Raw genomic sequence first — 19770 nt, forward strand, 5'->3', positions numbered from 1 at the left:
CGTCTTCACACCGGTCCCGGCCGTACCCCGCCGCCGGCGACCGGACGCGTCAGTGGCCGCGCGGTCCGGCCCGGCGCTCGGGGCGGCAGTTGGTGTCCACCCAGCGGCGGGCCCGGCCCGGGGTGTCGGTGATCAGGCCGTCGGCGTCCCGGGCCGACATCAGCTGCCAGGACTCCTCGTCGTCGAGCGTCCAGACGTACACCTCGCGGCCCGCCTTGCGCTCGGCGGCGATCCGGGAGGCGCTGGCCAGCGCCGCGTCCAGGGCGATGCCGCGCAGCGGCAGGTCACCCGGGTCCTCGGCGATGGCGGAGCCCTGGATCAGCACGACCGGCAGGGCGGGCGCGGCGGCGTGGGCCTGGCGCAGGTGCTCCGCCGAGAACGAGTAGAGGACGACCCGGGCACCGCTGGCTGCGGCGATCCGGGCGATCCGGGTGACGTCCTCGGCGCGCTGCCACTTGATCTCCATCAGCAGGGTGGCGTTGCTGTCGGAGAGGCGCTTGAGCAGTTCCTGGAGGGTGGGGACGGGCTCGGTGGGGCCGGGGCCGACGGTCACCCGCAGGGCGGCGATCTGGGCGGCGGTCAGGTCGGCGATGGCGCCCTTGCCGTTGGTGGTGCGGTCCACCGTGGGGTCGTGCATCAGCACCGGGACGCCGTCCCTGGTGGTCTGGACGTCGGTCTCCAGCCAGTCGGCGCCCTGGTCGAGGGCGGTCTCGAAGGAGGCCATGGTGTTCTCGGGCGCGTTGCGCGGGGCGCCCCGGTGGCCGATCACCACCGGGGCGTCGCACAGCGGAGCGGCGGCGGCCGACCGGGCCCGCAGCGCGGGCGCGGAGGCGCACCCGGCGGCCAGGACCGCGAGGGCGGCGAGGACGGCCGTCTGGGCGGCGCGGGGCGAGGCGGTCACGGCTCGGTGCTCCAGTGGTGATCCGGGGTGTTCCAGGGCATCCAATACGGGTCAACGCGAGATCATCAAACTGATCTGACAACCCGACAGTGCCGCCCGGTTCCCTCCAGCCTGCGGTCGGCCGGCCACCACCGGCGCGGCGGCGCACCCCGGATCACCCGGACGGGTCCGGGCAGGCCGCCCCGAAGGCTCTACCCTTGCCGGGTGGCACCAGCAGAAACGTCCAAGAAGAAGTCCAAGGCCTCCCCCGCCCCCGTCGACCTGGCGATGCCGACCCTGCGCGGCGAGACGCCGCTCGGCGGGATCCCCCGTGACGAGGTCCCGCTCGACTTCCCGCGCGCCTGGGTCGAGTTCGCCGACCCCGACGACGAGGAGCAGGTGTTCCGCTGTGACCTCACCTGGCTGACCTCCCGCTGGGGTTGCGTCTTCGGCCAGGGCTGCCACGGCATCCGCGAGGGCCGCGGCGAGTCGGACGGCTGCTGCACGCTGGGCGCGCACTACTCGGACGAGGACGACGAGAAGCGCGTCCTCGGCCACGCGAAGCGGCTGACGCCCGAGCTGTGGGAGAACTTCGCGCACGGCACCGACGCCGCGGGCCGGATCACGTCCGACGGCGGCGTCACCATGCTCGACGAGGACGGCGACCGCCAGACCCGCCGGGTGAACGGGGCCTGCATCTTCGTGAACAGCCCCGGCTTCGCGGGCGGCGCCGGCTGCGCGCTGCACGCGCTGGCGCTCAAGGAGGGCCGGGAGCCGCTGGAGACGAAGCCGGACGTCTGCTGGCAGCTGCCGGTCCGCCGCACCTACGACTGGATCGACCGGCCGGACGACACCCGCTACCTCCAGGTCTCGATCGGCGAGTACGACCGCCGCGGCTGGGGCCCGGGCGGCCACGACCTGCACTGGTGGTGCACGGGCAGCCCGGCGGCGCACCAGGGGCCGGACCCGGTGTACGTCAGCTACCGCCCCGAGCTGACCGAGCTGATGGGCAAGGCGGCGTACGACGTGCTGGCCGGCCTGTGCGCGGAGCGGATCGCCACCAAGGGCGACCGCAAGGTGGCCCCGCACCCGGCCGACCCGGCCAAGCGGCCGAAGAAGGGCTGAGCCCGGGAAGCACCGGCCCTGCGCAGGCCCGGCCCGCAAAGGGCCGGGCCCTACTTGTCGATGTCCCCGACGACGAAGAACATCGACCCGAGGATCGCCACCATGTCCGCGACCAGCGTCCCGGGCAGCAGCTCGGTCAGCGCCTGGACGTTGTTGAAGGACGCCGAGCGCAGCTTGAGCCGCCACGGCGTCTTGTCACCGCGCGAGACCAGGTAGTAGCCGTTGATGCCGAGCGGGTTCTCGGTCCAGGAGTAGGTGCTGCCCTCGGGGGCCTTGAGCACCTTGGGCAGCCGCTGGTTGACCGGGCCGGGCGGCAGGGTGGCGATCTTGTCGAGGCAGGCGTCGGCGAGGTCCAGCGAGTTGAGGGTCTGCTCCAGCAGGCACTCGAACCGGGCCAGGCAGTCGCCCTCCTCGCGGGTGACCACGGTGAGCACCTGCCGCAGTTCGTCGGAGCCGTACGCGAGGTAGGGCTCGTCGCGGCGCAGGTCGAAATCGAGGCCGCTGGCGCGGGCGATCGGCCCGCTGACGCCGTACGCCTCGGCCTGGGCCCGGGTGAGGGCGCCGACGCCGGCGGTGCGGGCACGGAAGATCTCGTTGCCGAGGACGAGGTCCTCGAAGACCGGCAGCTGGGAGCGGACGGTGGCGACGGCGGTGCGGACGCGGCCGAGCCAGCCGGCCGGGATGTCCTCCTTGAGGCCGCCGACCCGGTTGAACATGTAGTGCATGCGCCCGCCGGAGGCCTCCTCCAGGACGTGCTGGAGGTCCTCGCGGGCGGTGAAGGCGTGGAAGATCGGGGTGATGCCGCCGAGTTCCAGCGGGTACGAGCCGAGGAACATCAGGTGGTTGAGCACACGGTTGAGTTCGGCGAGCAGGGTGCGGATCCACACCGCCCGCTCGGGCACCTCCATGCCGAGCATCCGCTCGACGCCGAGGACGACGCCGAGCTCGTTGCCGAAGGCGGAGAGCCAGTCGTGCCGGTTGGCCAGCATGATGATCTGCCGGTAGTCGCGGGCCTCGAACAGCTTCTCCGCGCCCCGGTGCATGTAGCCGATCACCGGCTCGGCGGTGATGATCCGCTCGCCGTCGAGCACCAGCCGCAGTCGCAGCACGCCGTGCGTGGCGGGGTGCTGCGGGCCGATGTTGAGCACCATGTCGGTGGTGCCCGCCTCGCCGGTGAAGTTCTCGGCTCCCGCCCCGATGCCGACCGTGGTCTCCCTCATGAGGTCAGAGTCTGCCACCCCGGCAGGGCGGCCAGGGCCTCCGGTACCGGCATGCGGACGGCCTGGGCGAGCCAGCCGAAGGCGCCGAGCCCGGCCGGGTCGGTCAGTTCGGCGCCCTCGCCGGCCCCGCCGAGCGCCCGCAGGTAGCCGGCCGGGTCGGTGGAGGCGAGCGCGAGCGGCGGCCGGGCGCCGCTCACGCCGAGGGCGCGCAGGGCGTCCCGCTGGGTTGTCCACAGGCTGTGGAGGCCGGGCGCCGCCGCGGAGTCCAGGGCGACGTGCGCGGTGACGTCGCAGGAGCCGTCCGGCACCGGCGACACCTCGCGGCCGCCCCGGAAGCCGGTGAGGGTGCCGAACAGCGGGCGCCGGTCGGCGGTGTGCCCGTAGTCGACGGCGACGGCCAGGCCGCGCTCCAGCCCGGCGACGGCCCGCGCCCAGGCGGCGTCCCGGGGGCCGCCGAACTCCACGAAGTCCCCGGGGTGCCCGACCGGCCACCAGCGCTCGGCCCAGGCCGCGTCGGCCGCCGAGGCGGGCCCGCCGAGCCGTTCCCCGCCGGTCGCGGTGTCCACCTCCCGGTAGCGCAGCACCCCGTCCTCGTCGACCTCGCCGACGTCCAGCGGCACGTTGTCCAGCCATTCGTTGGCGAACAGCAGCCCGGTGAGGCCCCGCGGCACCTCGTCCGTCCACAGGGCTGTGGACGGCAGGCCCGCCGGGCGCCGCGCGATCTCCACGCCGTACGGGCGCAGCCGCGCCAGCACCTCGCCGGGCAGTTCGGCCAGCACCCCGGTGAGCAGTTCGCCGCGTCCGGCCCCGACGTCGACGAGGGCCAGCTCCTCCGGACGGCCCAGGGCGGCGTCAACCTCCAGTAGCAGCCGGGCCACCGCGCGGGCGAACCTCGGCGAGGCGTGCACCGAGGTGCGGAAGTGCCCGGCGGGGCCCTCCGGCCTGCGGTAGAAGCCGCCGTCCGGGTCGTACAGGGCCTGCTCCATGGCGGGCGCCCACCGCATCCAAGTCATAGCGCGGGACGCTACCCGGAGCCGGGCGCGCCCTCCCCACCGGTACGGTGCGTCTCCGACCTACGGAGTAGGACGGATCGCCCTACCGGCGGACCTGAACACGCCAGGTGACTGCCTAGGCTGGAGACGTGCATCGACTCAACGCCTGGCTCCGCCGTCACCCCGTGGTGGTCGACGCCGCCTGGGCTGCGATGGTGCTCTTCGCCAGCCTGCTGCCGAACGACAGTTCCAGCGACGGCTGGCGCTTCGACGCACAGATCCTGATCGCGGTGCTGCTGCCCGCGCTCATGGTCTTCCGCCGACGCTTCCCCGACGTCACCGTGGCCGCCGCCACCGGCCTGGGCCTCGGCCAGGTGGCCGCCGACGTCCTCCCGGCCGCCTCCTCCATCGCCTACCTGGTGTTCGCGTACACCGGCGCCGCCTTCGGCCAGAAGTGGACGTCCCGGCTGGCGCTGGTCGCCGGGCTGGCCGCCGGGCCCCTGGTGTTCTGGCAGCTCCACCCGCTGAAGACGGTCTCCAACGGCGCCGGGGACTTCCACACCCGCCCGTACTCCTTCGGCGAGGCGGCGCTGATCACGCTGTTGATGAGCACCCCGTTCATCCTGTGCTGGGCGTGGGGGCGGCTGACCAGGGTGCGCCGGGCCTACCTGACCGAGCTGGAGGACCGCGCCGCCCGGCTGGAGCGCGAGCGGGACGCCCAGTCCAAGGTGGCGGTGGCCGCCGAGCGCGCCCGGATCGCCCGCGAGCTGCACGACGTGGTCGCGCACAACGTCTCGGTGATGATCGTCCAGGCCGACGGCGCCGCGTACGTGCTCGACAACTCGCCGCAGCAGGCGAAGGAGGCGCTCGGCACGATCGCGTCCACCGGCCGGCAGGCGCTGGTCGAGATGCGCCGCCTGCTGGGCGTGCTGCGCACCGCCGACACCGCCGAGGAGTACGTGCCGCAGCCGGGCGTCGAGGAACTGCCGGAGCTGCTGGAGCAGGTCCGCACGGCCGGGCTTCAGGTGGACTACGCGACCTCCGGGCATCCGCGCGAGCTGCCGCGCGGCGTCGAGCTGACGGTCTACCGGATCGTCCAGGAGGCGCTGACCAACGTCCGCAAGCACGGCGGCCCCGACGTGCACGCCCGGGTCGCGGTCGACTTCGGCGAGCGCGAGCTGGCCGTCCTGGTCGAGGACGACGGCCGCGGCAGCACCGACGAGCAACTGGCCACCGGCGGCACGGACGGCCTCGGTCACGGCCTGATCGGCATGCGCGAGCGGGTCGGCATGGTCAGCGGCAGCCTCGACGTGGGCCCCCGCCCCGGCGGCGGCTTCCGGATCCGCGCCATCCTGCCGCTCAAGGCGGCCCACTAACCCCCCGGTCCCCCCGACGCCCCCTGAAGGAGCCACCTTGACCATCCGCGTGATGCTCGTCGACGACCAGGAACTGCTGCGCACCGGTTTCCGGATGATCCTGCAGTCGCAGGGCGACATCGAGATCGTCGCCGAGGCCGGCGACGGCGCCCGGGCCCTGGAGCAGCTGCGGCACACCGAGGTGGACGTGATCCTGATGGACGTGCGGATGCCGCGCCTGGACGGGGTGCAGACCACCCGCCGGATCTGCCTGGCCGAGGACGGCAGCCCCGTGCCCAACGCCCCGCACGTGCTCATCCTGACCACCTTCGACCTGGACGAGTACGCCTTCGCCGCGCTCAAGGCCGGCGCCAGCGGCTTCCTGCTCAAGGACGTCCCGCCGACCGAGCTGGTGGCCGCGATCCGCGCGGTGCACGGCGGGGACGCGGTGGTCGCGCCGACCACCACCCGCCGCATGATCGACCGCTTCGCCGAGGTGCTGCCGACTCCGCAGAGCGCGCCCGGCGCGGACGCCCTCGGGCCGCTGACCGAGCGGGAGCGGGAGGTGTTCCTGCTGGTCGCCCAGGGGCTGTCGAACGGCGAGATCGCGGCCCGGCTGGTGCTCTCCGAAGCCACTGTGAAGACCCACGTCGGCCGGATCCTCGCCAAGCTCGGCCTGCGCGACCGGGTCCAGGCCGTGGTGCTCGCCTACGAGGCCGGGCTGATCCGGGCCGGGGCGACGGACTGAGCGCCCCCGGGCATCCCCGGGCATCCCGTGGAGCACCCCGTGGAGGACCGGCTGAGCGCCCGTAGAATGGGCCGGTACGTCCGGTACCCGAAGAGGACCGGAACGAGGAGCTAAGGACGAGGGCCGGGCCGTGAACACGTCCGACAGTGCCGACCACGCCGCCGACGGCGGGTTCGCCCCGCTCGCCGACGGCTTCGGCGATCCGAGCCACCTGAACGACCCGAGCCACCCGGGCTACGCCGACGACCCGGCCGACCCCGGCAACCGCCCGGCCCGGCTGGCCGTCGGCGTGGTCGGCACCGGCCGGGTCGGCCCGGCGCTGGGCGCCGCCCTGCAGCTCGCCGGGCACACCGTGGTCGCCGCCTCCGGGGTGTCCGCCACCTCCCGCCGCCGCGCCGAGGCGCTGCTGCCGGGGGTGCGGATCGTCACCCCGCCGCAGGTGCTGGCCGCCGCCGACCTGGTGCTGCTCACCGTGCCGGACGACACGCTGGCCGACCTGGTGGCCGGCCTCGTCGCGACCGGCGCCGTCCGCCCCGGGCAGCTGCTGGTGCACACCTCCGGCGCGCACGGCGTCGGCATCCTGGAGCCCGCCACCCTGGCCGGGGCGCTGCCGCTGGCGCTGCACCCGGCGATGACCTTCACCGGCACCTCCGTCGACCTGGACCGGCTGGCCGGCTGCCCGTTCGGGGTGACCGCCCCCGAAGAGCTGCGGCCGGTCGCCGAAGCGCTGGTGGTGGAGATGGGCGGCGAGCCGGAGTGGGTGCCGGAGCAGGTCCGCCCGCTCTACCACACGGCCCTCGCGCACGGCGCGAACCACCTGGTCACCCTGGTCGCGCAGGCGATGGACCTGCTGCACACGGCCGGCGTCGCCGAGCCCGGCCGGCTGCTCGGCCCGCTGCTCGGCGCCGCCCTGGACAACAGCCTGCGCTCCGGCGACGCGGCCCTCACCGGCCCGGTCGCCCGGGGCGACGCGGGCACCGTACGGCGCCACCTGGCGCAGCTCAGTACGGTGTCCCCGGACATCCCGGCGGCCTACCGGGCGATGGCCCGCGCCACCGCGCAGCGGGCGCTCGCCAACGGGACGATCGACGAAGCGTCGGCGGCGGCGCTGCTGGACGTACTGAACGAGGAGAATCGCTAATGGCACGCGGAAAGCAGCCGGTCAGGACCCAGCGGGCGCCGAAGGTCCACCGGGCCGTCGTCACCCGCACCGTGGACGACTTCGAGGCCGCGTTCTGGCCGGACGAGCGCCCGGTCGACAACGCCGTCGTGATGACCATGGGCGCGCTGCACGAGGGCCACGCCGCGCTGATCCGGGCCGCCCGCAAGCAGGTCGGCCAGGAGGGCCGGGTGGCGGTGACGGTCTTCGTCAACCCGCTGCAGTTCGGCCCGGCCGAGGACCTGGAGCGCTACCCGCGCAGCCTGGACGAGGACGTGAAGCTGGCCGAGGAGAACGGCGCCGACGTGGTGTTCGCGCCCTCCGTCGACGAGGTGTACCCGAACGGCCGGCCGCAGGTGCGCCTGTCGGCCGGCCCGATGGGCGAGCGCTTCGAGGGCGCCACCCGCCCCGGCCACTTCGACGGCGTGCTGACCGTCGTCGCCAAGCTGCTGCACATCACCGACCCGGACTTCGCGTTCTTCGGCGAGAAGGACGCGCAGCAGCTCGCGATCATCCAGCGGATGGTCGCCGACCTGGACTTCGACGTCGAGGTGGTCGGGGTGCCGACCGCCCGCGAGGAGGACGGGCTGGCGCGCTCCTCGCGCAACCGCTACCTCTCCACCGACGAGCGCGAGCAGGCCCTCGCCCTCTCCAAGGCGCTGTTCGCCGGCCGGGACGCCGCCGCCCAGGGCCCGAAGGCCGTCCGCGAGGCCGCCTCGGCCGTCCTGGACGCGGCCGAAGGCATCACCCTCGACTACCTCGCCCTGATCGACCCGCACGACTTCAGCGAAGCGGCGGACGACTTCCAGGGCGCGGCGGTGCTGGCCGTCGCCGCGAAGGTGGGTTCCACCCGCCTGATCGACAACGTCCACGTCATCTGCCGCTAGGCAACCGGCCACCCGGCACGGAACCGTTCGGCAAGAGCTCCCCTTTCAGGCATGCACTCACAGGAGGCGTGACCCGCAATGCTCCGCACCATGCTCAAGTCCAAGATCCACCGGGCCACCGTGACCCAGGCCGACCTGCACTACGTCGGCTCCGTCACGGTGGACGAGGACCTGCTCGACGCCGCCGACCTGCTCCCCGGCGAGCTGGTCCACATCGTCGACATCGACAACGGGGCCCGGCTGGAGACCTACACCATCGCCGGCCCGCGCGGCTCCGGCGTGATCGGCATCAACGGCGCCGCCGCCCGCCTGGTCCACCCCGGCGACCTGGTCATACTCATCGCCTACGGGCAGATGGACACGGCCGAGGCCAAGGGCTACGAACCGAGCATCGTCTTCGTGGACGAGCGGAACCGGATCACCGGCCTGGGCGGCGACCCCGCCGAGGCCCCGGAGGGCACCGGACTGCTCCGCGGCGACGGGGCGTACGGTGACGGCAACGGCGCGGCCCCGACCGCCGCGCGCTGAAGGAGCCACTGACGCCATGTCCGCCACGCACCGCCTCACCGCCCCGGCCCCCGGCTGGACCGCCACCACCGACGTGGTCGTGGTCGGCTCCGGGGTGGCCGGCCTCACCGTCGCCCTCAACGCCCGCAAGGCCGGCCTGCGGACCATGGTGGTCACCAAGGCGATGCTGGACGACGGCTCCACCCGCTGGGCCCAGGGCGGCATCGCGGCCGCCCTGGGCGAGGGCGACACCCCCGAGCAGCACCTGGACGACACCCTGGTGGCCGGCGCCGGGATCTGTGACGAGGAGGCCGTGCGCACCCTGGTCACCGAGGGCCCGGACGCCGTCCGCCGGCTGATCGCCGTCGGCGCCGCCTTCGACCGCGGCGCCGACGGCGAGATCCTGCTCACCCGCGAGGGCGGCCACCACCGCCGCCGGATCGCGCACGCCGGCGGGGACGCCACCGGCGCCGAGATATCGCGCGCCCTGGTGGAAGCCGTCCGCAACGACCCCGGCGTCGAGCTGATCGAGCACGCCCTCGTCCTCGACCTGCTCACCGACGCCGACGGGCACGCCGCCGGCCTCACCCTGCACGTGATGGGCGAGGGCCAGCGCGACGGCGTCGGCGCCGTCCGGGCCCGCGCGGTGGTCCTCGCCACCGGCGGCATGGGCCAGGTCTTCTCCGCCACCACCAACCCGGCGGTCTCCACCGGTGACGGCGTGGCGCTCGCCCTGCGGGCCGGCGCCGCCGTCACCGACCTGGAGTTCGTCCAGTTCCACCCGACCGTGCTCTGGCTCGGCCCGGAGGCCGAGGGCCAGCAGCCGCTGGTCTCCGAGGCGGTCCGCGGCGAGGGCGCCCACCTGGTGGACGCGCACGGCACCCGCTTCATGCTCGGGCAGCACGAGCTGGCCGAACTGGCCCCGCGCGACATCGTCGCCAAGGCGATCACCCGGCGCATGCAGGAGCAGGGCGCCGAGCACATGTACCTGGACGGGCGGCACTTCGGCGCCGAGATGTGGCAGCAGCGCTTCCCGACCATCTTCGCCTCCTGCCGCGCGCACGGCATCGACCCGGTCACCGAGCCGATCCCGGTCGCCCCGGCCGCGCACTACGCCTCCGGCGGCATCCGCACCGACCGGCACGGCCGCACCAGCGTCCCCGGCCTGTACGCCTGCGGCGAGGTCGCCTGCACCGGGGTGCACGGCGCCAACCGGCTGGCCTCCAACTCGCTGCTGGAGGGCCTGGTCTTCGCCGAGCGGATCGCCGCCGACCTCGCCGACCGGCACCGCCGCGGCGCACTGCCCGAGCGCGCCGTGGACGTCGCCGCCGCCCGCGCCGCACGGCCGGTGCCGCTGCCCGCCCCCGAGTCGCGCGCCGAGATCCAGCGGCTGATGTCGCGCGGCGCGGGCGTGCTGCGCTCGGCCGCCACGATGGCCGGCACCGCCGCCGGGCTGGCCCTGCTCACCGAGCAGGCCCACGCGCACGTCGCCGAGGAGAAGCCCGCCGACCCGCGGGTGGAGACCTGGGAGGCCGCCAACCTGCTGCTGGTCGCCACCGCGCTGGTCGCGGCCGCCGCGCAGCGCGAGGAGACCCGCGGCTGCCACTGGCGCGAGGACTTCCCCGAGCGCGACGACGCCCACTGGCGGCGCCACCTGATCACCACCCTCACCGCCTCCGGCGGCCCCGTCAGCACCCCTGAGGAGCAGTAGAACCATGACCCACTCCCACGAGGAACTCCCCCTGGCCGACGCCCAGGGCGGCTGCGGCGACGGCTGCGCCTGCGGGGACGGCGAGGGCTACGAGACCGGCCTGGACCCGCAGCTGGCCGAGCTGCTGGAGCAGGCCGGACTGGACCCGATCGAGGTCGAGGACATCGCCACCCTGGCACTGGCCGAGGACCTGGCCGGCGGCGAGGACGTCACCTCGGTGGCCACCGTGCCCGCCGAGGCCGTCGCCACCGCCGACTTCACCGCCCGCCAGGCCGGCGTGGTGGCCGGCCTGCGGATCGCCGAGGCGGTCGTCTCGCTGATCTGCGAGGAGGAGTTCGAGGTCGAGCGGCACGTCCAGGACGGCGACCGGGTCGAGGCCGGCCAGGTCCTGCTGTCGGTCCGCTCCCGCACCCGCGACCTGCTCACCGCCGAGCGCAGCGCGCTCAACCTGCTCTGCCACCTGTCCGGCATCGCCACCGCGACCCGCGCCTGGGCCGACGCCCTGGAGGGCACCGGCGCCGTCGTCCGGGACACCCGCAAGACCACCCCGGGCCTGCGCGCGCTGGAGAAGTTCGCGGTGCGCTGCGGCGGCGGCGCCAACCACCGGATGGCCCTGTCCGACGCCGCCCTGGTCAAGGACAACCACGTGGTCGCGGCCGGCGGCGTCGCCGAGGCCTTCCGGGCCGTCAAGGCCGCCTACCCCGACCTGCCGGTCGAGATCGAGGTCGACACCCTGGAGCAGATCCCGCCGGTGCTGGCGGCCGGGGCCGACCTGATCCTGCTGGACAACTTCACCGTCCCGCAGCTGAAGGAGGCCGTCGAGCTGGTGGCCGGCCGGGCGAAGCTGGAGGCCTCCGGCGGCCTGACCCTGGCCACCGCGCGCGAGGTCGCCCAGACTGGTGTCGACTACCTGGCGGTGGGCGCGCTCACCCACTCCTCGCCGATCCTGGACATCGGCCTCGACCTGCGCGCCTGACCTCCCGTCCCGACTCGCAGAAAGCGCCCCATGCTCCTCACCATCGACGTCGGCAACACCCAGACCACGCTCGGCCTGTTCGACGGCGAGGACGTGGTGGAACATTGGCGGATCTCGACCGATTCGCGCCGCACGGCCGATGAACTGGCAGTGCTGCTACAGGGGTTGATGGGCAACCACACCGCGGTCCGGGAGGCCGCGGTGGAGGGCCTGGCGATCTGCTCGTCCGTTCCCGCCGTGCTCCACGAGCTCCGCGAGGTGACCCGCCGCTACTACGGCGACGTCCCCGCGGTGATCGTGGAGCCCGGTGTGAAGACCGGGGTGCACGTCCTGATGGACAACCCCAAGGAGGTCGGCGCCGACCGGATCGTCAACGCCCTGGCCGCCAACCACCTGTACGGCGGCCCGTGCATCGTGGTCGACTTCGGCACCGCCACCACCTTCGACGCCGTCAACGCCCGCGGCGACTACGTGGGCGGCGCGATCGCCCCCGGCATCGAGATCTCGGTGGAGGCGCTCGGTGTCCGCGGCGCCCAGCTGCGCAAGATCGAGCTGGCCCGGCCCCGCAACGTGATCGGCAAGAACACCGTCGAGGGCATGCAGTCCGGCATCCTGTACGGCTTCGCGGGCCAGGTCGACGGCCTGGTCGACCGGATGGCCAAGGAGCTGTCCAAGGACCCGGACGACGTCCAGGTGATCGCCACCGGCGGGCTGGCCCCCCTGGTCCTCGGCGAGGCCTCCACCATCGACGTCCACGAGCCCTGGCTCACCCTGATCGGCCTGCGCCTGGTCTTCGAGCGCAACCGCCCCACCACCTGAGCAGGCCTCAGGCCCCCTGCCCCGGGACGTCCCCCCACTCCCGCGGCCGATTCCGCCGGGCCGAACGTGGGGCGTCGGCGCGACGCTACCGACAAATCGGATATTCCTCACGTAGTGTCAGCCCATGCCTACGCCACACGGATCGCGCGGCGGCATGGCCTTCAGCGCCGACGAAGTCCGCGTGCTGCGCCGCGCCCTCGCCCAAGCCCTGCACCCCGCCGTCCCCGTCCACCTCCAGCTCCCCGACCGTCCGGTGTTCGCCGGCCCGGGCGCCGAGCTGTGGGCGGAGGACGTCCAGGACGCGCTGCGTCTGACCGAGGCGATCGACGAGGCCGTCCAGGAGGGCGGCCGGCTGCGCGCCTTCCTGCTCGCCGACCTCGGGCGCTACCGGGCGGCCCTGCCCGGCAGCGCCCCCGGCTACCTGGAACGCCTGGAGGAAGCCGTGACCGACGGCTACCTGCCCGGCCCGGAGGACCTCACCGCGCTGCGCGGGCTGACCCGCCAGCCGTGCGGCCACGGCGAACGCGCCCGCCGCTCCCGGCTGGCCGGCCGCTGCCACGCGCTGGCCGAGGCCGCCGTCCGCGAGCGGCTCGCCCTCACCACCGGGCAGCCCCGCCACCTCGTCGTCGTACCGAGCCCCGCCGCACCCCCGAGCAGTCTCCCCACCCCTGTTGGAGGACGGATCACGATGAGCAGCACCGACTCCCCCGCCGAGCGGCCCACCGCCCCCCAGAACCCGCCCCGCCCGCACCGGATGCCCACCCCGGCCGAACTCTTCGGGCGCCGCCCCAAGCCCCCCGCCCACCCCGCGCCCCCGGCCGCGCCGGACCCCGACGAGATCGAACTCGCCACCGGCACCGGCTGAGCCGCCCGCACCCGAGGAGGGGGACCGCCGACGCGGCCCCCCTCCTGCGTTATCCCGTGGCGGAGCACGGTGTGTGGCTGGCTACCCTTGTGGGGTGAGCGATCAGAGCCCCATCCCCGCGACCGACGACCTTCCCGAGCAGATGCGCGTCCGGCGCGAGAAGCTGGACCGGCTCCGGGCGGCCGGTGTCGACCCCTACCCGGTCGGCTTCCCCCGCACCAGCACCATCGCGGACCTGCGCGCCAAGCACCCGGACCTGGAACCCGACACCGCGACCGGTGAGCGGGCCGGCGTCACCGGCCGGGTGATCCTCTCCCGCACCGGCGGCAAGCTCTGCTTCGCCACGCTGCGCGACGGCACCGGCGACCTCCAGGTGATGTTCTCCCTGGACAAGCTGGGAGCGGAGCGGCTGGCGGCCTGGAAGACGGACATCGACCTGGGCGACCAGGTCGGCGTCGAGGGCGAGGTGATCACCTCCAAGCGCGGCGAGCTGTCCGTGATGGTGGACCGCTGGGAGCTCACCGCCAAGTGCCTGCGCCCGCTGCCGGACAAGCACAAGGGCCTGACCGACCCGGAGGCCCGGGTCCGCCAGCGGTACGTCGACCTGATCGTCAACCCCGAGGCCCGCGAGATCCTGCACCTGCGCAGCAAGGTGGTCCGCTCGATCCGCCGCACCTACGAGGACCGCGGCTACATCGAGGTCGAGACCCCGATGCTGCAGCCGGTGCACGGCGGCGCCAACGCCCGCCCGTTCAAGACGCACATCAACGCGTACGACATCGACCTCTACATGCGCATCGCCCCCGAGCTGTACCTCAAGCGGCTGGTGGTCGGCGGCGCCGAGAAGGTCTTCGAGATCAACCGCAACTTCCGCAACGAGGGCGCGGACTCCACCCACAACCCGGAGTTCACCTCGCTGGAGTCGTACGAGGCGTACGGCGACTACGACACCCAGGCCGAGCTGATCCGCGAGACGATCGTCAACGCGGCCCGGGACGCGCTGGGCACCACGGTGATCAAGGGCCTGGACGCGCACGGCGTGGAGCACGAGATCGACCTGGCCGAGCCGTGGGAGGAGGTCTCCGTCTACCCGGGCATCTCCGCCCGGCTGGGCGTCGAGGTCACCCCGGAGACCGGCGTCGAGGAGCTGCGCAAGCTGGCCTTCGACCACGGCATCCCGTTCGACAAGGACTGGGGCCACGGTCAGATCGTGCTGGAGATGGTCGAGCGCCTGCTGGAGGAGAACGCCGTCCGGCCGACCTTCATCAAGGACTACCCGACCGAGGTCTCCCCGCTGACCCGCCAGCACCGCTCGGTGCCGGGCGTGGCCGAGAAGTGGGACCTGGTGATCTTCGGTACCGAGATCGGCACCGCCTACTCCGAGCTGGTCGACCCGGTCGAGCAGCGCGCCCGCCTGACCGCGCAGTCCCTGCTGGCGGCCGGCGGCGACGTCGAGGCGATGCAGATCGACGAGGACTTCCTGCGGGCCCTGGAGTACGCGATGCCGCCGACCGGCGGCCTCGGCCTCGGGGTGGACCGCCTGATCATGCTGCTGACCGGCAAGAACATCCGGGAGACCGTGCTCTTCCCGTTGGTGAAGCCGGAGGCGAAGGCTTCCGCCGCGACGGCGGAGAAGACCGAGGAGGAGTGACTGATGGACTACGTCAGCGCGATCGTGCCGCCGCTGGTCATGGCGATCGGCTTCGGATTCCTGGTGCGGGCCATCATCCGCAGCCAGGGCGGAGCCCAGAAGGCCAAGGAAGACCTCGACTGACCCGCGAGCGAACCCGCGACTGACACCGTCAGCCGCCGAACCACCGACGCGCCGCCATTCCCGATTCCGGGGGTGGCGGCGCGCCGGTTTGGCGCACTTCACAAGATTTGCCCCATTCACTCCCTATCCTGGCCGCACTATGGTCCGGCAACTCGGTGAACTTGAGAACGCCATCATGACCCGGGTGTGGCAGTGGAACCGGCCGGTGACGGTTCGCGAGGTTCTCCTGGATCTGCAGTCGGAACGCGAAATCGCGTACACCACGGTGATGACCGTCCTGGACAAGCTCCACAGAAAGGGCTGGCTGCGCCGCGAGCGGGTCGGCCGGGCCTATCGATATGAACCGGTCTCGTCCCGCGAGGCGTACACCGCCGCGCTGATGAACGACGCGTGGGCCACCAGTGACAATCCGGCCGCGGCCCTGGTGCACTTCTTCGGCCTGATGTCTCCCGGGCAGCGCGAGGCGCTGCGGGACGCCTTGCGGGTCACCGCTCTGTTCCCGCCGGATCCGCCCCCCGCCGAATCCGCGGAGCCGGGACCGGATACCGGGGAGACCCCGCCGGGCGCGACACGATAACGTCCCGGCCATGGAGGTCACCATCCGCCGTGCGCGGACCACGGACGTGCGGACCGTACGCGGGCTCATCGACGCCTACTCGCGCGACGGCATTCTGCTCGACAAGCCCACAGTCACACTGTTCGAATCCGTCCAGGAGTTCTGGGTCGCCGAACGCGACGACACCGGTGCGGTGGTGGCCTGCGGCGCCCTGCACGTGATGTGGGAGGACCTGGCCGAGGTCCGCACGCTCGCCGTCGATCCGTCCTGCCGGGGCTTCGGGGTCGGACATCTGCTGCTGGAGAAGCTGCTGCAGACCGCGCGCTGGCTCGGCGTCCGTCGGATTTTCTGCTTGACGTTCGAGGTTCCGTTCTTCGCGAAACACGGTTTCGTCGAGATCGGAGAGCTTCAGGAAACCGATGATGGTACGACAGACCCGGCGGCGATCGCTACGGATGTCTATGAAGAACTTCTCCGCTCGTACGATGAAGGTGTCGCGGAGTTCCTTGACCTGGAGCGGGTGAAGCCCAACACACTGGGCAACTCGCGCATGCTGCTGCACCTCTGAGCGGCTCCGCGCCGGTCAAGGGTTTGTGTTTTCCGGAGAAAGGCGCTTTCCTTTCCTTAGGCAATGGGTCGTTTAGCGGAAAGGGAAGCCCGTGGCACAGAGGGTGCAGGTCATTCTTGAAGACGATCTCGACGGTGGTTCGGCGGACGAGACGGTGACGTTCGCGCTCGACGGCGTTGCCTACGAGATCGACCTGAAGAGCGTCAACGCGGACAAGCTGCGCGGTCTGCTGGCGCCGTACGTGGAGAAGGGCCGCAAGCAGAGCGGCCGGCTCGCCGGCCCGCGGCGCCCGGGTCGCGGCACCGCGCCGCGCCCCTCCGGCAGCGCGCCGGACACCGCGAAGATCCGCGCGTGGGCCAAGGAGCAGGGCATGGAGGTCAACGACCGCGGCCGGGTGCCGAGCACCGTCCGCGAGGCCTACGACAAGGCCAACGCGTCCTGACCCCGGCGCCGCCGGAACGCCGGAGCGGATGCGGGGCCCCGGCGGCCGCACACGGCGCCGACGACACACGCGCGGGGCGCGGAGGACTCTCCTCCGCGCCCCGCGGCGCGCACCCCGGGGGCCGCAGGGCCACCGGTACCGGGGGGCGTCCGGGGCGCGGGCTCGGGCGGCGGAACAATCACGAGCTGTGCAACGCTGTAAGGGCGAAGCGGTAACGCCGGCACCACCGGGCGGCGTACCTGCCGCACCGGCCGTGCCGAACCGCCGTCGCCGCGACGCGACTTCTCGCCAGGCGAACACCGCCACCGCGGAAACTGCGCGAGAAGCGCCCCGATACCGGGTATGAATGCAGGTGGACGGGTCCTTCGACCCGTCCAGGGGCAGTATGCGTGACCGGCCGGAGACGGCCCGGCTCCGCCCCGGCGGCTCTTGTTCGCCGATGGCGTAGCGGTATCCGGTGCATCCGGGCCACCTGTGGGAACACCGTTTCCCAGCATCAGGTTGGGATTGGTGTCGGCTGGTCGCGCAGCATCTCGCTCCCGTACCGGGGAGTGAATCCGTGGGCCGCGCCGCTGAGCGGGACTAGCATGCGGAAGGACAGGGCGGGGACCGACCCCGAACTGCCCGACCGCTCTGAGGAGCGATAAACGATGTTCGAGAGGTTCACCGACCGCGCGCGGCGGGTTGTCGTCCTGGCTCAGGAAGAAGCCCGGATGCTCAACCACAACTACATCGGCACCGAGCACATCCTCCTGGGTCTGATCCACGAGGGCGAGGGCGTCGCCGCCAAGGCCCTGGAGAGCCTCGGGATTTCCCTTGAGGCCGTGCGCCAGCAGGTCGAGGAGATCATCGGCCAGGGGCAGCAGGCCCCGTCCGGCCACATTCCCTTCACCCCGCGGGCGAAGAAGGTCCTGGAGCTGTCGCTCCGGGAGGCACTGCAGCTCGGCCACAACTACATCGGCACCGAGCACATCCTGCTCGGTCTGATCCGCGAGGGCGAGGGCGTCGCCGCCCAGGTCCTGGTCAAGCTGGGCGCCGACCTCAACCGGGTGCGCCAGCAGGTCATCCAGCTGCTCTCCGGCTACCAGACCGGCGGCGGCAAGGAGTCGGCCACGGCCGGCGGGCCCGCCGAGGGCACCCCGTCGACCTCGCTGGTCCTGGACCAGTTCGGCCGCAACCTCACCCAGGCCGCCCGCGAGGCCAAGCTCGACCCGGTCATCGGGCGCGAGAAGGAGATCGAGCGGGTCATGCAGGTGCTGTCCCGCCGCACCAAGAACAACCCGGTCCTGATCGGCGAGCCCGGCGTGGGCAAGACCGCCGTGGTCGAGGGCCTGGCGCAGGCGATCGTCAAGGGCGAGGTCCCGGAGACGCTCAAGGACAAGCAGCTCTACACGCTGGACCTGGGCGCCCTGGTGGCCGGCTCGCGCTACCGCGGTGACTTCGAGGAGCGCCTGAAGAAGGTGCTCAAGGAGATCCGCACCCGCGGCGACATCATCCTGTTCATCGACGAGCTGCACACCCTGGTCGGCGCGGGCGCCGCCGAGGGCGCCATCGACGCCGCCAGCATCCTCAAGCCGATGCTGGCCCGCGGCGAGCTGCAGACCATCGGTGCCACCACCCTGGACGAGTACCGCAAGCACCTGGAGAAGGACGCCGCGCTGGAGCGCCGCTTCCAGCCGATCCAGGTCGCCGAGCCGTCGCTGCCGCACACCATCGAGATCCTCAAGGGTCTGCGCGACCGCTACGAGGCCCACCACCGGGTCTCCATCACGGACTCCGCGCTGGTCGCCGCCGCCACCCTGGCCGACCGCTACATCTCGGACCGCTTCCTGCCGGACAAGGCGATCGACCTGATCGACGAGGCCGGCTCCCGAATGCGCATCCGCCGGATGACCGCGCCGCCGGACCTGCGCGAGTTCGACGAGAAGATCGCCGACGTGCGCCGCGAGAAGGAGAGCGCGATCGACGCGCAGGACTTCGAGAAGGCCGCGTCCCTGCGCGACGACGAGAAGCAGCTCCTCCAGGCCAAGGCCAAGCGCGAGAAGGAGTGGAAGGCCGGCGACATGGACGTCGTCGCGGAGGTCAACGAGGAGCTCATCGCCGAGGTCCTGGCCACCGCCACCGGCATCCCGGTCTTCAAGCTGACCGAGGAGGAGACCTCGCGGCTGCTGCGCATGGAGGACGAGCTGCACAAGCGCGTCATCGGCCAGAAGGACGCCATCAAGGCGCTCTCCCAGGCCATCCGGCGCACCCGTGCGGGCCTCAAGGACCCGAAGCGCCCCGGCGGCTCGTTCATCTTCGCCGGCCCGTCCGGCGTCGGTAAGACCGAGCTGTCCAAGACGCTCGCCGAGTTCCTCTTCGGCGACGAGGACGCGCTGATCGCGCTCGACATGTCCGAGTTCTCCGAGAAGCACACCGTCTCCCGGCTCTTCGGTTCGCCCCCCGGGTACGTGGGCTACGAGGAGGGCGGCCAGCTGACCGAGAAGGTCCGCCGCAAGCCGTTCTCCGTCGTCCTCTTCGACGAGGTCGAGAAGGCCCACCCGGACATCTTCAACTCGCTGCTGCAGATCCTGGAGGATGGTCGCCTGACCGACTCCCAGGGCCGCGTGGTCGACTTCAAGAACACCGTCATCATCATGACGACCAACCTCGGCACCCGGGACATCTCCAAGGGCTTCAACCTGGGCTTCGCGGCCACGGGTGACTCCACGACCGGGTACGAGCGGATGAAGGCGAAGGTCGGCGAGGAGCTCAAGCAGCACTTCCGCCCCGAGTTCCTGAACCGCGTCGACGACATCGTGGTGTTCCACCAGCTGTCCGAGGAAGACATCATCCAGATCGTCGACCTGATGATCGAGAAGGTGGACGGCCGCCTCAAGGACAAGGACATGGGCCTGGAGCTCAGCGTCGAGGCCAAGAAGCTGCTGGCCAAGCGCGGCTACGACCCGATCCTGGGCGCCCGGCCGCTGCGCCGCACCATCCAGCGCGAGATCGAGGACCACCTCTCCGAGAAGATCCTCTTCGGCGAGCTGCGGGCCGGCCACATCGTGGTCGTCGGTGTCGAGGGTGAGGGCAAGGAGGCCAAGTTCACCTTCCGCGGTGAGGAGAAGTCGGCCGTCGCGGACACCCCGGCCGCGGTCGCCTCGTCCGGCCCGGACCTGACGAAGTAGCAACATTTAACAGACA

General features: G+C 72.5%; 18 protein-coding genes. 15 read left to right on the plus strand and 3 right to left on the minus strand.

Annotated elements, in window-relative coordinates:
• Positions 1 to 49: 49 nt before the first annotated feature.
• The gene (locus ACIO9K_RS03450; RefSeq protein ID WP_363587749.1) at positions 50 to 901 is read right to left on the minus strand and encodes a glycerophosphodiester phosphodiesterase; all 852 of its coding nucleotides are present in this window, start codon (positions 899 to 901) and stop codon (positions 50 to 52) included.
• A gap of 267 nt (positions 902 to 1168) precedes the next feature.
• Between ACIO9K_RS03450 and ACIO9K_RS03455 the strand changes: the two genes are divergently transcribed.
• Entirely contained in the window at positions 1169 to 2005 is an 837-nt protein-coding gene (locus ACIO9K_RS03455) for a hypothetical protein (protein ID WP_363618041.1), read from the plus strand.
• Between the two features lie 50 nt (positions 2006 to 2055).
• Here ACIO9K_RS03455 and ACIO9K_RS03460 read toward each other — a convergent pair whose 3' ends face one another.
• On the minus strand, positions 2056 to 3225 hold the full coding sequence (locus ACIO9K_RS03460) for an NADH-quinone oxidoreductase subunit D (RefSeq protein ID WP_363587747.1): 1170 nt from the start codon (positions 3223 to 3225) through the stop codon (positions 2056 to 2058).
• A complete protein-coding gene (locus ACIO9K_RS03465; protein WP_363617795.1) occupies positions 3222 to 4238 on the minus strand; it encodes an SAM-dependent methyltransferase in 1017 nt (338 codons plus the stop codon). Before ACIO9K_RS03465 ends, ACIO9K_RS03460 begins: the two co-directional genes overlap by 4 nt.
• A gap of 128 nt (positions 4239 to 4366) precedes the next feature.
• Here ACIO9K_RS03465 and ACIO9K_RS03470 point away from each other — a divergent pair, with 128 nt between their 5' ends.
• From ACIO9K_RS03470 to ACIO9K_RS03535, 14 genes are all read left to right on the plus strand, one after another.
• Entirely contained in the window at positions 4367 to 5593 is a 1227-nt protein-coding gene (locus ACIO9K_RS03470; protein WP_363587743.1) for a sensor histidine kinase, read from the plus strand.
• A gap of 37 nt (positions 5594 to 5630) precedes the next feature.
• On the plus strand, positions 5631 to 6320 hold the full coding sequence (locus ACIO9K_RS03475; RefSeq protein ID WP_350878413.1) for a response regulator transcription factor: 690 nt from the start codon (positions 5631 to 5633) through the stop codon (positions 6318 to 6320).
• 211 nt (positions 6321 to 6531) lie between these two features.
• Positions 6532 to 7461, plus strand: coding sequence for a Rossmann-like and DUF2520 domain-containing protein (locus ACIO9K_RS03480; RefSeq protein WP_400327493.1), 930 nt, complete (start codon positions 6532 to 6534; stop codon positions 7459 to 7461).
• Entirely contained in the window at positions 7461 to 8366 is a 906-nt protein-coding gene (panC, locus tag ACIO9K_RS03485; RefSeq protein WP_363587740.1) for a pantoate--beta-alanine ligase, read from the plus strand. Before ACIO9K_RS03480 ends, panC begins: the two co-directional genes overlap by 1 nt.
• A 78-nt stretch (positions 8367 to 8444) precedes the next feature.
• The gene (gene panD, locus ACIO9K_RS03490; RefSeq protein WP_363587738.1) at positions 8445 to 8894 is read left to right on the plus strand and encodes an aspartate 1-decarboxylase; all 450 of its coding nucleotides are present in this window, start codon (positions 8445 to 8447) and stop codon (positions 8892 to 8894) included.
• Between the two features lie 16 nt (positions 8895 to 8910).
• The gene (locus ACIO9K_RS03495; protein WP_363617793.1) at positions 8911 to 10584 is read left to right on the plus strand and encodes an L-aspartate oxidase; all 1674 of its coding nucleotides are present in this window, start codon (positions 8911 to 8913) and stop codon (positions 10582 to 10584) included.
• A 4-nt stretch (positions 10585 to 10588) separates the two neighbouring features.
• Positions 10589 to 11560, plus strand: coding sequence for a carboxylating nicotinate-nucleotide diphosphorylase (nadC, locus tag ACIO9K_RS03500; RefSeq protein WP_063348830.1), 972 nt, complete (start codon positions 10589 to 10591; stop codon positions 11558 to 11560).
• A gap of 30 nt (positions 11561 to 11590) precedes the next feature.
• On the plus strand, positions 11591 to 12379 hold the full coding sequence (locus ACIO9K_RS03505; RefSeq protein ID WP_400326731.1) for a type III pantothenate kinase: 789 nt from the start codon (positions 11591 to 11593) through the stop codon (positions 12377 to 12379).
• Positions 12380 to 12503: 124 nt separating this feature from the next.
• Positions 12504 to 13244, plus strand: a complete 741-nt coding sequence (locus tag ACIO9K_RS03510; RefSeq protein ID WP_363589008.1) for a hypothetical protein — start codon at positions 12504 to 12506, stop codon at positions 13242 to 13244.
• A gap of 94 nt (positions 13245 to 13338) precedes the next feature.
• Positions 13339 to 14895 (plus strand): bifunctional lysylphosphatidylglycerol synthetase/lysine--tRNA ligase LysX, encoded by a 1557-nt coding sequence (gene lysX / locus ACIO9K_RS03515; protein ID WP_079135798.1) that lies wholly within the window; start codon positions 13339 to 13341, stop codon positions 14893 to 14895.
• Positions 14896 to 15157: 262 nt separating this feature from the next.
• Complete coding sequence (locus ACIO9K_RS03520; protein ID WP_363589010.1) at positions 15158 to 15595, plus strand: BlaI/MecI/CopY family transcriptional regulator; 438 nt, start codon at positions 15158 to 15160, stop codon at positions 15593 to 15595.
• Between the two features lie 10 nt (positions 15596 to 15605).
• Complete coding sequence (locus tag ACIO9K_RS03525; protein WP_350878402.1) at positions 15606 to 16142, plus strand: amino-acid N-acetyltransferase; 537 nt, start codon at positions 15606 to 15608, stop codon at positions 16140 to 16142.
• Between the two features lie 91 nt (positions 16143 to 16233).
• The gene (locus ACIO9K_RS03530) at positions 16234 to 16584 is read left to right on the plus strand and encodes an Lsr2 family protein (RefSeq protein WP_350878401.1); all 351 of its coding nucleotides are present in this window, start codon (positions 16234 to 16236) and stop codon (positions 16582 to 16584) included.
• A 650-nt stretch (positions 16585 to 17234) separates the two neighbouring features.
• Positions 17235 to 19754 carry an ATP-dependent Clp protease ATP-binding subunit gene (locus ACIO9K_RS03535; RefSeq protein ID WP_350878400.1) on the plus strand — a complete coding sequence of 840 codons (2520 nt, stop codon included), beginning with the start codon at positions 17235 to 17237 and terminating at the stop codon, positions 19752 to 19754.
• Positions 19755 to 19770 lie beyond the last annotated feature (16 nt).

It is taken from the genome of Kitasatospora sp. NPDC087271 (genome assembly GCF_044744605.1).
Taxonomy (GTDB): Bacteria; Actinomycetota; Actinomycetes; order Streptomycetales; family Streptomycetaceae; genus Kitasatospora.

Bases quoted from the DNA above. Each gene is read 5' to 3' on its own strand.
- ACIO9K_RS03455 (WP_363618041.1), top strand. From the start codon at position 1,169: ATGCCGACCCTGCGCGGCGAGACGCCGCTCGGCGGGATCCCCCGTGAC.
- ACIO9K_RS03460 (WP_363587747.1), bottom strand. From the start codon at position 3,225: ATGAGGGAGACCACGGTCGGCATCGGGGCGGGAGCCGAGAACTTCACC.
- ACIO9K_RS03465 (WP_363617795.1), bottom strand. From the start codon at position 4,238: ATGACTTGGATGCGGTGGGCGCCCGCCATGGAGCAGGCCCTGTACGAC.
- panC (WP_363587740.1), top strand. From the start codon at position 7,461: ATGGCACGCGGAAAGCAGCCGGTCAGGACCCAGCGGGCGCCGAAGGTC.
- panD (WP_363587738.1), top strand. From the start codon at position 8,445: ATGCTCCGCACCATGCTCAAGTCCAAGATCCACCGGGCCACCGTGACC.
- ACIO9K_RS03495 (WP_363617793.1), top strand. From the start codon at position 8,911: ATGTCCGCCACGCACCGCCTCACCGCCCCGGCCCCCGGCTGGACCGCC.
- nadC (WP_063348830.1), top strand. From the start codon at position 10,589: ATGACCCACTCCCACGAGGAACTCCCCCTGGCCGACGCCCAGGGCGGC.
- ACIO9K_RS03505 (WP_400326731.1), top strand. From the start codon at position 11,591: ATGCTCCTCACCATCGACGTCGGCAACACCCAGACCACGCTCGGCCTG.
- ACIO9K_RS03510 (WP_363589008.1), top strand. From the start codon at position 12,504: ATGCCTACGCCACACGGATCGCGCGGCGGCATGGCCTTCAGCGCCGAC.
- ACIO9K_RS03520 (WP_363589010.1), top strand. From the start codon at position 15,158: ATGGTCCGGCAACTCGGTGAACTTGAGAACGCCATCATGACCCGGGTG.
- ACIO9K_RS03525 (WP_350878402.1), top strand. From the start codon at position 15,606: ATGGAGGTCACCATCCGCCGTGCGCGGACCACGGACGTGCGGACCGTA.
- ACIO9K_RS03535 (WP_350878400.1), top strand. From the start codon at position 17,235: ATGTTCGAGAGGTTCACCGACCGCGCGCGGCGGGTTGTCGTCCTGGCT.